Origin of the sequence: Saccharothrix lopnurensis, from assembly GCF_042658445.1 — a bacterium.
In the GTDB taxonomy this organism is placed as follows: domain Bacteria; phylum Actinomycetota; class Actinomycetes; order Mycobacteriales; family Pseudonocardiaceae; genus Actinosynnema; species Actinosynnema lopnurensis.
Genome location: NZ_JBHSQO010000039.1, coordinates 62,615 through 73,908, shown reverse-complemented (window position 1 = coordinate 73,908; position 11,294 = coordinate 62,615). Strand labels below are relative to the sequence as shown.

Sequence of the window (11,294 nt, the reverse complement as noted above, 5' to 3'; positions counted from 1 at the left end):
TTGGGCACCCGCGCCTGACCACCCAGGATGCCCTCGGTGCCCACCTCACGGGCCACCCGGGTGACCTCGTCGGCGAAGGCGCGCAGCGTGTCCACCATGCCGTTGATCACGCCGGCGAGCGCGGCGACCTCGCCCTTGGCGTCGACGGTGATCTTCTGGGACAGGTCGCCCCGGGCCACCGCGGTGGCGACCTCCGCGATCGACCTCACCTGCGTGGAGAGGTTGTCGGCCATGACGTTGACGTTGTCGGTCAGGCCCTTCCAGGTGCCCGCGACGCCCGGCACCCGCGCCTGGCCGCCCAGTCGTCCGTCGGTGCCGACCTCGCGGGCGACGCGGGTGACCTCGTCGGCGAAGGCCGAGAGCTGGTCGACCATGGTGTTGATGGTCGACTTCAGCTCCAGGATCTCGCCGCGCGCGTCGACGGTGATCTTCTGCGTCAGGTCGCCGAGCGCCACGGCGGTGGTCACCTGGGCGATCGACCGCACCTGGGCGGTGAGGTTGTTCGCCATGAAGTTGACGGAGTCGGTGAGGTCGCGCCAGGTGCCGGCGACGCCGGGCACCTGGGCTTGGCCGCCCAGTCGTCCGTCGGTGCCGACCTCGCGGGCGACGCGGGTGACCTCCTGGGCGAAGGCCGAGAGCTGGTCGACCATGGTGTTGATGGTCGACTTCAGCTCCAGGATCTCGCCGCGCGCGTTCACGGTGATCTTCTGGGACAGGTCGCCCCGCGCCACGGCCGTGGCGACCTGGGCGATGTTGCGGACCTGGCTGGTGAGGTTGCCGGCCATGAAGTTGACGGAGTCGGTGAGGTCGCGCCAGGTGCCGGCGACGCCGGGCACCTGGGCCTGGCCGCCCAGTCGTCCGTCGCTGCCGACCTCGCGGGCGACGCGGGTGACCTCGGCCGCGAACGAGGACAGCTGGTCCACCATGGTGTTGATGGTGGTCTTGAGCTGGAGGATCTCGCCGCGCGCGTCCACGTCGATCTTCTGGGACAGGTCGCCCTGGGCGACGGCGGTGGTCACCTGGGCGATGTTGCGGACCTGGCTGGTGAGGTTGCCGGCCATGAAGTTGACGGAGTCGGTGAGGTCGCGCCAGGTGCCGGCGACGCCGGGTACCTGGGCTTGGCCGCCCAGTCGTCCGTCGGTGCCGACTTCCCGGGCTACTCGGGTGACCTCCTGGGCGAAGGCCGAGAGCTGGTCGACCATCGTGTTGATCGTGGTCTTCAGCTCCAGGATCTCGCCGCGGGCGTCGACGGTGATCTTCTGGGACAGGTCGCCCTGGGCGACGGCCGTGGCGACCTGGGCGATGTTGCGGACCTGGCTGGTCAGGTTGTTCGCCATGAAGTTCACGTTGTCGGTGAGGTCGCGCCAGGTGCCCGCCACCCCGGTGACCTGGGCCTGGCCGCCCAGGCGTCCGTCGGTGCCGACCTCGCGGGCCACGCGGGTGACCTCGTCGGCGAACGAGGACAGCTGGTCGACCATGGTGTTGACGGTGTTCTTCAGCTCCAGCATCTCGCCCGCGACCGTCACGGTGATCTTCTGCGTCAGGTCGCCCTGGGCGACGGCGGTGGCGACCTGGGCGATGTCGCGCACCTGCTTGGTGAGGTTGTCGGCCATGAAGTTGACCGAGTCGGTCAGGTCGCGCCAGGTGCCCGCGACGCCCGGCACCTGGGCCTGCCCGCCGAGCCTGCCCTCGGTGCCGACCTCGCGGGCGACCCGGGTGACCTCGCCCGCGAAGGTCCGCAGCGTGGCGGTCATCGAGTTGAAGCTCTCCACCAGCGCCGCGACCTCGCCGCGCGCCTCGACCACGATCTCCTGCGACAGGTCGCCCTCGGCGACCGCGGCGAGCACGCGGCTCAGCTCGGCGGTCGGCCGGGTCAGGTCGTCGATCAGGTCGTTCACCGCGTCGGCGGCCAGCACCCAGCCGCCGTCGCCGGTGCTGGGGGCCAGCCGCTCGTCGAGCCTGCCCTCCTGGCCGACGGACTGCCGAACCCGCGTCAGCTCGCCGACGAGCCACTGGTTGCGCTCGGCGATCTCGTTGAACACCTCGGCCAGCTCCGCGCCCACCCCACCGCGCTGCGCGTCCCCCTTGGGCACCACGAGGCGGCGGCGGAAGTTGCCGTCCCTCATCTCCCTCATGGCCGAGAGCAGGCGGGTCAGGGTCACGTCCGTGTCGTCCTGAACGGTCGTCACGTAGAGCCTCCTGTGTCAGCGGAACTGCGCCAAGCCTGCCACTGTTGGGGGCGACTTGTCCGATAGGTTGGGTCGAACCCGACACACAGGAGCCGCGATGGCCCAGGGCTACCGGCAAGGCGCCGATACGGGCCTCGACCTCGCCGCGTGGCGCCGTCTCGTCGACGGCTTCCACGAGGCCGTGGTCGTGCTCGACCCGGATGCCGTCGTGCGCCTGGTCAACCCCCTCGCGGCCGTGCTGTTCCCCGACGCGCGGCCAGGGGCGGTGCTGCCCCAGCCGCACGGCCGCCGGCAGGACCTCGGTGGCGGCTGGACCGCCTGGTACCGGGGCGCCGAGGACTTTCTGGACCGGGCCGGGCAGCGGTTCACCCTGTTCACCGACCGGGCCGCCGCGCTGAGCACGGTGGTCGAGCTGGCGCCGGCCGAGCACGCCGTCGCGGTGCTGCCCGGTCCGCGCGGGCGGCTGGAGTGGTGGCGGCGCACGCCCGACGGCGACATCGCGTCCACCCGCACGCCCCGGCAGGCGGCCGCCGGCGCGGCGGGTCTCGCCGCGGTGCTGAACGGCGAGGCCGAGCACGCCGATGTCACCACTTCGGGTGAGGGTCCGTGGGGCGTGTCGGGGCTGGGCCTGGCGGTGCCGCTGATCGCGGGCGGCGCGCTGGTGTGCTTCGGGGGCCCGCGGGACCTGGAGCTGCTCAAGCGGTACGCCGAGCGGGCCGCGGTGGCGGTGGCGGCCGGCAACCGGTTCGCGGAGCAGGAGCGGACCGTGGCGGCGCTGCGGGCCAACCTGCTGCCGTCGCCGCTGCCGGAGGTGCCCGGGGTGCGGCTGGCGCGCGTGTACGAGCCGGCGCACGCCGAGGCGCTGGTGGGCGGCGACTTCTACGACGTGCACCCGCGCGAGGACGGCAGCGCGGCGTTCGTGCTGGGCGACGTGGCGGGCAACGGGGTCGAGGCGGCCGCGCAGAGCGGCCGGGTCCGGCAGAGCCTGCACACGCTGCTGCTGGTCGAGCAGCGGCCCGCGCAACTGCTGCACCTGCTCAACGCCGCGCTGCGGGCGGCGGGCAGCAGGCTGTTCACCACGCTGGTGGTCGGCACGATGATGCCGGTGCAGGCGGGCGGCCTGCGGCTGACCCTCGCCGCGGGCGGCCACCCCGCGCCGCTCGTGCTGCGCGCCGACGGCCGGGTGGACGAGGTCGCGGTGCACGGCGGGATCGTGGGCGTGCTCCCGGAGGTGCGGTTCCACCAGACCACGGTGGTGCTCGCGCCGGGGGAGACCCTCCTGCTCTACAGCGACGGGGTGACCGAGGCGCGCAAGGACGGCGACCGGCAGGAGCTGTTCGGCGACACCCGGCTGAAGTCGGCGCTGTCCGGCTGCGCGGGCCTCGCCGCCGACCGGGTGGCCGAGCACCTGCGGGAGCTCGTGTTCGGCTGGCTGGGCACGGCCGAGCACGACGACCTGACCATGGTGGTGGTGCAGGCGGAGGTCTGAGGCCGCGACCCCGGCCAACCGGGCTTCCGGTGAGCGGAAGGCCCGTTGCCCCGGCTCGTGGTGATCAATAGCGTTCCCCGCGGTCGGGACCGGGACGGCGGCGTCCGCCGGGTGCCGGCCGCTGAACGGCGCAGCACCGCCACCCCGTCGGGTTCACCCACCCCGACGACCCGAAAAGCCCGCTGCGGTGGAAGGATTTCCCGTGGTTCCGCCGGAGCACCTCCAGACCAGGGGGCCGCAGCTTCGACACCGAACCGCAAGGGGAGCATGAAACCGTCGTCTTCGACCTCTGAGCACAGCGCCCGCTCACTGTGGGGCCCGCTGTTCACAGACCCGGACGTGGAGGCCGAGATCTGCGACCGGGCATGGCTGCGGGCCATGCTGGACTTCGAGCGCGCGCTGGCCATCGTCCAGGCCCGCGCGGGCCTGGTGCCCGAGGAAGCGGCCCGGATGGTGGTCACCGCCATCGACGTCGGGCACTACGACCCGGTGGCCCTCGGCGAGGGCGCCCTGATCTCGGGCACCCCGGTGGTGCCGCTGGTGCGGGCGATCTCCGCCCACGTCACCCCCGAGGGCCGCGCCGCCGTGCACAACGGCGCCACCAGCCAGGACGTGCTGGACACCGCGATGTCGCTGGTCGCGCACCGGGCGCTGGGACCGCTCCTGGCGGGGCTGCGCGGCGTGGCCGCCGAGTGCGAACGGCTCGCCGAGCGCCACCGGGACACCCTGATCGCCGGCCGCACCCTGGCCCAGCACGCGCTGCCCACCACGTTCGGGCTCAAGTGCGCCGGGTGGCTGGTCGCGGTCGACGAGGCCGAGCACGCGCTGGTCCGGGTGCGCGCCCACCGGCTGGCCGTGCAGTTCGGCGGCGCGGCGGGCACGCTGGCCGCCGTGGCGGACCCGGGCGCCCGGCTGACCGACGAGCTGGCCGCGGAGCTGGGCCTGGTCGCGCCGCTGGTCCCCTGGCACACCAACCGGACCAGGGTGGCGGAGCTGGCGGGCGCGCTGGGCGAGGCGGCGGGCGTGCTGGGCAAGATCGCGCAGGACGTGGTGCTGCTCGCGCAGACCGAGGTCGCGGAGGTGGCCGAGGCCGACGGCGGCACCTCGTCGGCCATGCCCCACAAGCGGAACCCGGTGCGCGCGGTGCTGGTCACGGCGTGCGCGCGGCGCGTGCCCGGCCTGGTGTCCACGCTGCTGTCCGGGATGGCCCAGGAGCACGAGCGGGCCGCCGGCGCCTGGCACGGCGAGTGGCAGACGGTGACCGAGCTGCTGCGGCTGGTCGGCGGCGCGGTGCGGGGCACGCGCGAGCTGCTGGCGAGGCTGCGGGTGGACACCGCGCGGATGCGCCGCAACCTGGAGCTGACCGGGGGCCTGCTGATGGCCGAGAACGTGGCCGTGCGGCTGGCCGCCGCGGTCGGCCGCGCCGAGGCGCAGGACCTGGTGGCGGAGGTGTGCCGGACCGCGGTGGGCTCGGGCCGCACGCTGCGCGAGGCGCTGCTGGCCGACCTGCGGATCGGGTTGACGGAGAAGGAGGTCGACGACGCCCTGGACCCGGCGGGCTACGTCGGCTCCGCGGGGGAGTTCGTCGACCGCGCGCTGGCCGCCCACCGGGGGAGGGGCAGACCGTGAAGCTGCACCACGAGTTGAGCGGGCCGCCGGACGCGCCCGTGGTCGTGCTGGGCAACTCGCTGGGCACCACCACCGCGCTGTGGGAGGCGCACCTGCCGGTGCTGCACCGGCGGTTCCGGGTGCTGCGCTACGACCACCGCGGCCACGGCGGCAGCCCGACCGCGCCGGGTCCGTACCGGATCGACGACCTGGCCGACGACGTGCTGGAGCTGCTGGACGCGCTGGACCTGCCGCGCGTGTCCTACTGCGGGGTGTCGCTGGGCGGCATGGTCGGCATGTGGTTGGCCGGGCACGCGCCCGAGCGCATCGAGCGGTTGGTGCTGTGCTGCGCGGTGGCGCTGTCCCCGACCGCCCAGCCGTGGCTCGACCGGGCCGCCGAGGTGCGGGCGTGCGGCACGGGGGCCGTCGCGACCTCGGTGGCGCGGCACTGGTTCACCGGTGAGTTCGCGTCGCGGTGCCCGGAGGTGGTGTCGGCGTTTGCGGTTGGTGTGTCCACAGTGGACGACGAGGGTTTCGCGGGGTGCTGCGACGCGTTGTCCGCGCTGGACCTGAGGTCGGTGCTGCCCGCGATCGAGGCGCCGACCGCCGTGGTCGCGGGGGTCTACGACGAGGTCACGCCGCCGCACAGCGGGTGGGCGGTGGCGGAGGCGATCCCCGGCGCGTCGTTCCACCTGGTGCGGGGGGCGCACCTGGCGGTCGTCGAGGCGGCCGGGGAGGTCTCGGCGATCATGGACGCGCACCTGGGGGGTTGAGGTTCGCCCCGGGAGGTTCGTCCCGGGAGGTTCACCTCGGGAGGTTCGCCCCAGGAGATCCACCTCGGGAGGTTCGCCCCCGGGGAGGTGCCCCGGGGGGTTCTTCCCGGAAAGCCCCGAGGGGTGGCGCCGGAGCGCCACCCCTCGCACCACATGGGCCGTTTACTGGTTGCGGGTCTCCTGCTTGACCTGCTGACCGGACTCGCGGGCGTGGTCACCGACCTCCTGCGCCGAGCCCTTGGCCTGCTCGGCCGTTGTCTGCGCCGCCTGCTGCGCGGTCTGCTTCACCTCGTTCGCCGCGTCGGTGACGGCCGAGGTGGCGTCCTCCTTGATCTTCTGCGCGGACTCGGTGAGCGCTTCCTTCACCGGCTCCACCACGTCGCTCGCGCGCTCGCCGAGCTGGCGCACCGCGTCCTCCTCCGCCCGCGTCGCGGGCAGGAGCGCGGCGACGAGCGCGCCGGCGCCGAACGCGATGAGGCCCGCGGCCAGCGGGTTGCCCCGCGCCTGCTGCCGGGCCACCTGCGGCGCCTGCTGCACGGCCTGACCGGCCTGCTGCGCGGTCTGCGCCACGGCGTGCGCGGCCCCCTGCGCCTTGTCGCCCACGGTGGACGCGGCGTCCTTGGTCCGGTCGCCGACCGTCGAGGCCATGTCGGACGTCCGGTTCTGCACGGTCGTGGTGTCGGGCATCGTGCCCATCACTCGCTCCCTCATGGTCGTCAGGCCGTCCCGGACCCGGTTCACCCGGCGCTGCGCGATGTTGCGCGGCCTGGTGTGGTCGACGATGCGGTTGGCGTCGGCGACCAGCTCGGCACGGGTGCGGTCGATGTCGTGCCTTATTTGGTCGGGTGTCGGGCCCATTCCGCGTCCTCCTTGAGGGTTTCGATGGTGCGTTCCGGCTTGGGCGACACGTGCTTCAAGCGCGCGCGACCGGTGGAGAACAGGGCGAACCCGGCGATCCCCCACAGGGCGGCGACGATGAGGGCCGCCCAGCCCAGCGGCATGATCGCGCCGAGGGCGAAGACGAGGGCCAGGCTCAGCAGCACGACGGTCATGTAGCCCGCGAACCCGGCGGCGCTGAGCATCCCGGCGGCCTTGCCCGCCTTCGACGCCTCCTCCCGGATCTCCGCCTTGGCCAGCTCCAGCTCCTGGCGCATCAGCTTCGACAGGTCCTGGGTCAGCTCGCCGATCAGCTCGCCCAGCGACGACTGGTCGTCCTCGGGCGCGTCGATGCGCGGGTACGGGACGTCGCCGGTGCCGGCGGGGGGATAGGTGTTCCCCGAGGTTCCTGGGACGCCGGCGGCGAAGGCGCTACCGGCGGTCTCAGCGCTGGACATACGTGCTGCCCTCCGGGTCGTAGACGCCACCCGCCTGGCTCGGCGAACCCGGCCGGCCGCCGGCGCCCGCCTGGTGGGTGCCACCGCTCGGGTACTGGGTGCCGGTGGGGTAGCCGGTGTCCGAGGGGTAGCCGGTGCCCGGCACGTCCACGCCGGTGCGCGGGGCCGGGGTGCTGAAGTCGGGCTCCTGCGGCAGCTGCGGGGTGGTGGGCAGCGGCGTGGTGTGGTCGCTCGCCAGGTAGCCCTGCTGCGGGCGGTGGTCCTGCGGCTGGCCGTTCGAGCCGCTCACGCTCTTGGCGACGCGGGCGACCAGGAAACCGGCCACGGCCGCGCCGATCAGGAAGGTGCCCGGCTTGCGCCGCGCGTAGTCCTGGGCCGAGGTCAGCAGCCCCTGCGCGCCCCGCTCGTCGAGGAACCGGGCCGCCTGCCTGCCGCTCTCCGCGACCTGGCGCAGGGCCGGCGCGGTCATCGAGTCGGAACCAGAGTTCTCGGCCATCGAGTGGAGCTCGTCGGCGATGCGGTTGATCTGCTTCGACACGCGCTGCGCCTGCTGCTCCGCCTCGCCGGCGACGCGCTCGCGCACGTTGTGCACGACGTGCTTGGCCTGGCCCTTGGCCTCCTGGGCCACCTGGCCGACCTGCTCGCGTGCGGTAGCGCCCACCTCTCCGGCGGCCTGCCTGGCGTGCCGCGCCACGGCGGTGCCTTCCTGTTCGGCGGTCTCGCGGACCGCGCCCACCTGGTTCTCGGCCACGACTGACTCCTCACGGTCGGCGTGTTGCTCGTTCTCGCCCCATGACCTACCCAGGTCGCGCCCGCCTAATCAACTTCACCATGGCAAAGATCTTTCCGGCGGAAAGTGGGAGAGCCCCGCGCCCGGGGTACGGGCGCGGGGCTGCGGGTTATTCCGGGGCGAGCGGCAACGCGGGGGTCAGAACGAGAAAACGGTTCCGGTCTCGTTCTCCATCACGCAGCGGTTCGGGAACTCCTCGACGTACTCCACCGGTTCACCGCGGTAGACGCCGAAAGCGGCCACGGTCACCGGGTCGTACTCGTAGGTGCAAATACCGGGCTCGCCCGTGCCGAGCTGGTCGAAATCCCCGCCCGCGGCCTCGATCTCACCGCAGGCGGTCTGCGCCCTGGCGTGCTCGCCGGTGGCCGGGTCGCAGCTGAACCGGGTGCTGTCGATACCCCTTCCCTGCTGGTAGACGGCCAGCAGCAGGTCGGTCTCCGGCGGAGCGGCGGACGCGGTGCCCGCGCCGACCAGCGGAGCGGCCAACAGGCCCGAGGCGAACAAGGACGCCATGAGGGTTCGAGTTCGTCGCATGGCCCATGGGTGACCCGATCGGGCGGTGGGTATTCGGTCGAATTGCCACGTCACCGCAATGCAGTAGTGGTCGCCGGTCTCTTCGCGGGAGTTCTGGACAGGGCTTTTCCTGGGCTTTTGGCGTGGAATTCCCGGTCGCTCCGAATAGTGCTCGGCGGGGATCGGTCGGCACCTCGATCACCGGGCGGGGAGGGCGGAGATCCCGCCGTCCGGCACGAGGTCGTGCCCGTGGATCCGCCGGGCCGGGCATGAGGCGAGGAACACGCACGCGCACCGATGTCCTCGGTTTATCCGGTCGCGCGGGGGTCAGACCGGTCGAAGCGGGGTGTGCGGACCATCCGGCAGTTCGACGTGGATGCCGTCGCCCGGACGCACCTCGCCGCCGACCAGCACGACGGACATGATGCCCGCGCGGCGCACCACGTTCCCGTCCTCGTCGCGGCCCACGACCTCCTTGAGCAGGCCGGCGCGGAACGCCTCGATCTGCGGGCACGGGTTGCGCAGGCCGGTCACCTCGACCACCGCGTGCTCGCCCAGGCGCAGCCTGGTCCCGGTCGGCAGGCCCAGCAGGTCGACGCCGCGCGTGGTGACGTTCTCCCCGAGCTGCCCCGCGTCCACCGGGAAGCCCTTGGCGCCCAGTTCGTCGTGCAGCTCGGCGTGCACCAGGTGCACCTGGCGCAGGTTGGGCTGGGACGGGTCGCGCGCGACCCGCGACCGGTGCTTGACGGTGACCCCCTGGTGCGCGTCACCCGCCACGCCGAGACCGGCGACGAGCGTGATGGCGTCCTGGTTGGGCTTGGTGAAGGTGTACTCCCCACTCCGGCTCACGGCCGCGACGGTCCCCATGCGGCCGACCTTAACGGGAACGGCTCCCGGCGGTCGCGGGGATAAGCCGTGGCCGGGGCGGTGGTGGAGCTGATCGGCCTACGCGCGACAGGTGTGAATGGGGTAACCGCCTGTACTCGAATCGTGTTCCGGGCTTACCGGCACCCGCCGGTTGCGCGACACTGGCGTGACAGGCTCTTGACGCTGCGTGTCCCCGGCGGTTGACTGCGTGCCTGTAACCGGTTCCGGTACCGGTTCCGCAAGGCCGCTGTCGAGGAGTGCACCGTGCGAGTCACGATCGCCGAAGTCGCCCAACGGGCCCAGGTGAGCAAGGCGACCGTGTCCCGCGTGCTCAACGGCAAACCCGACGTGGACGCGGCCACCGCGGCGCGGGTCCGGCAGGTCATCGCGGACGTCGGCTACGTGCCCAGCGCCAGGGCCGTCGGCCTCGCGCGCGGCCGCGCCCGCACCGTCGGGATGCTGGTGCCGTCGCTGACCTGGCCGTGGACCGGCGAGGTCGTGCAGGGCGCGGTGGACGAACTGGAGTCCGACGGCTACGGGCTGCTGCTCTACACGGTCAACCGGGGCTCCGAGTCGCTGGCGCAGTTCGCCAGCCACGTGTCGGCCAAGGCGTTCGACGGGCTGCTGGTGATCGAGCCGCCGGACACCCTGAGCTACATCGAGACGCTGCACGACCAGGGCCTGCCGGTGGTGATGATCGACGACCGGGGGAGCAGGCCCGGGTTCCCGTCGGTGGGCACCACCAACCGGGAGGGCGCGTGGGCGGCGGCCAGGCACCTCGTCTCCGCCGGTCGCCGGCACTTCGCCGTGGTGACCGGGCCCGCCGACTTCGGGTGCGTGCGGGAGCGGCTGGACGGTTTCCTCGACGCCCTGGGCGGGCAGGGCGTGCACGTCGACCCGAGGCTGGTGGTGGAGGGCGACTTCACCACCGAGCGCGGCGCCGTGGCGACGGAGAAGCTGATGGCCACCGGGCTGCCGTTCGACGCGGTGTTCGCGCACAACGACCTGTCGGCGCTGGGCGTGGTGAAGGCGCTGAGCGCCGCGGGCCGCCGCGTGCCGGACGACGTGGCCGTGGTCGGCTTCGACGACATACCCATCGCGGGGCACGCCGAGCTGACGACGGTGCGCCAGCCGATGCGGCGGATGGGCGAGGCCGCGGCGCGGCTGCTGCTGTCGCGGCTGGAGGGCGCCACCCCGCCCGCCGAGCCCGTGGTCCTGCCTACGGAGTTCGTCGTGCGCCGTTCCGGTTGACCACGAGCCGGACGCACAGGAAGACCAGCAGGGCGAGGAGCGGCAGGGTGCCGCCCGTGCCGGGGGCCGGCCGCGGGAACTCCTTGGCCACGCCCGCGCACAGGACGGCCGTCAGGAAGCACGCCGCGAACGCGAGGCGGGCGGTGGGCTGGGCGGCGATGGGACGCGGCGTGCACCTGTCCAGCACCCGGGCCATCACCGGACGGAACGGGCTGCCGGTGAACGCCGCCCACCCGGCGACCCCGGCCAGCCCGACCCTTCCGGCGCCGCCGGCGACACGACGTGGAAGTGGATCCCGCCGTGGAATCGAGTTCGCCTGCACGGACGGTCCCGTCACCGGGCCGTTGACCGTGTTGTGCGTGTGCGGCCCTAAACCACGCTCTCGCGACTGCGTCACCGGGGGAGGATGGCGCCGCTCTGCGGGAGCAGCCCATTTCGCCACCGCGGGACCGTCGAACGAATTCGACCAGCGCCCTCGGT

Annotated in this window: 11 protein-coding genes; 4 read left to right on the top strand and 7 right to left on the bottom strand. The window is 73.3% G+C overall.

The genetic code is table 11. The features are described 5' to 3' along the window. On the bottom strand, window positions 1-2,135 hold a 2,135-nt coding region (locus tag ACFP3R_RS28425), incomplete at its 3' end, for a HAMP domain-containing protein (protein ID WP_380640182.1). Window positions 2,136-2,286: 151 nt separating this feature from the next. Here ACFP3R_RS28425 and ACFP3R_RS28420 point away from each other — a divergent pair. The 3 genes from ACFP3R_RS28420 to pcaD all read left to right on the top strand — a co-directional run bounded on the left by ACFP3R_RS28420 (window position 2,287) and on the right by pcaD (window position 6,059). Continuing rightward, a complete protein-coding gene (locus tag ACFP3R_RS28420) occupies window positions 2,287-3,678 on the top strand; it encodes a PP2C family protein-serine/threonine phosphatase (protein WP_380640176.1) in 1,392 nt (463 codons plus the stop codon). Between the two features lie 267 nt (window positions 3,679-3,945). Next, entirely contained in the window at window positions 3,946-5,307 is a 1,362-nt protein-coding gene (gene pcaB / locus ACFP3R_RS28415) for a 3-carboxy-cis,cis-muconate cycloisomerase (RefSeq protein ID WP_380640174.1), read from the top strand. After that, window positions 5,304-6,059 carry a 3-oxoadipate enol-lactonase gene (gene pcaD, locus ACFP3R_RS28410; protein WP_380640172.1) on the top strand — a complete coding sequence of 252 codons (756 nt, stop codon included), beginning with the start codon at window positions 5,304-5,306 and terminating at the stop codon, window positions 6,057-6,059. Before pcaB ends, pcaD begins: the two co-directional genes overlap by 4 nt. Before the next feature lie 162 nt (window positions 6,060-6,221). On the opposite strand, the gene ACFP3R_RS28405 is transcribed toward pcaD, so the two are convergent. From ACFP3R_RS28405 to ACFP3R_RS28385, 5 genes are all read right to left on the bottom strand, one after another. Next, entirely contained in the window at window positions 6,222-6,917 is a 696-nt protein-coding gene (locus ACFP3R_RS28405; protein WP_380640170.1) for a DUF3618 domain-containing protein, read from the bottom strand. Then, window positions 6,893-7,393, bottom strand: a complete 501-nt coding sequence (locus ACFP3R_RS28400) for a phage holin family protein (RefSeq protein ID WP_380640168.1) — start codon at window positions 7,391-7,393, stop codon at window positions 6,893-6,895. The genes ACFP3R_RS28405 and ACFP3R_RS28400 overlap by 25 nt, the downstream gene beginning before the upstream one ends. Continuing rightward, the gene (locus tag ACFP3R_RS28395) at window positions 7,380-8,144 is read right to left on the bottom strand and encodes a hypothetical protein (protein ID WP_380640166.1); all 765 of its coding nucleotides are present in this window, start codon (window positions 8,142-8,144) and stop codon (window positions 7,380-7,382) included. Before ACFP3R_RS28395 ends, ACFP3R_RS28400 begins: the two co-directional genes overlap by 14 nt. Window positions 8,145-8,321: 177 nt before the next feature. Next, window positions 8,322-8,717, bottom strand: a complete 396-nt coding sequence (locus ACFP3R_RS28390; RefSeq protein WP_380640164.1) for an SSI family serine proteinase inhibitor — start codon at window positions 8,715-8,717, stop codon at window positions 8,322-8,324. Window positions 8,718-9,023: 306 nt separating this feature from the next. Next, the gene (locus tag ACFP3R_RS28385; protein WP_380640162.1) at window positions 9,024-9,563 is read right to left on the bottom strand and encodes an MOSC domain-containing protein; all 540 of its coding nucleotides are present in this window, start codon (window positions 9,561-9,563) and stop codon (window positions 9,024-9,026) included. 264 nt (window positions 9,564-9,827) lie between these two features. Here ACFP3R_RS28385 and ACFP3R_RS28380 point away from each other — a divergent pair, with 264 nt between their 5' ends. Next, the gene (locus ACFP3R_RS28380; RefSeq protein ID WP_380640160.1) at window positions 9,828-10,814 is read left to right on the top strand and encodes a LacI family DNA-binding transcriptional regulator; all 987 of its coding nucleotides are present in this window, start codon (window positions 9,828-9,830) and stop codon (window positions 10,812-10,814) included. On the opposite strand, the gene ACFP3R_RS28375 is transcribed toward ACFP3R_RS28380, so the two are convergent. After that, a complete protein-coding gene (locus tag ACFP3R_RS28375) occupies window positions 10,783-11,010 on the bottom strand; it encodes a hypothetical protein (RefSeq protein WP_380640158.1) in 228 nt (75 codons plus the stop codon). The genes ACFP3R_RS28380 and ACFP3R_RS28375 overlap by 32 nt on opposite strands. Window positions 11,011-11,294 lie beyond the last annotated feature (284 nt).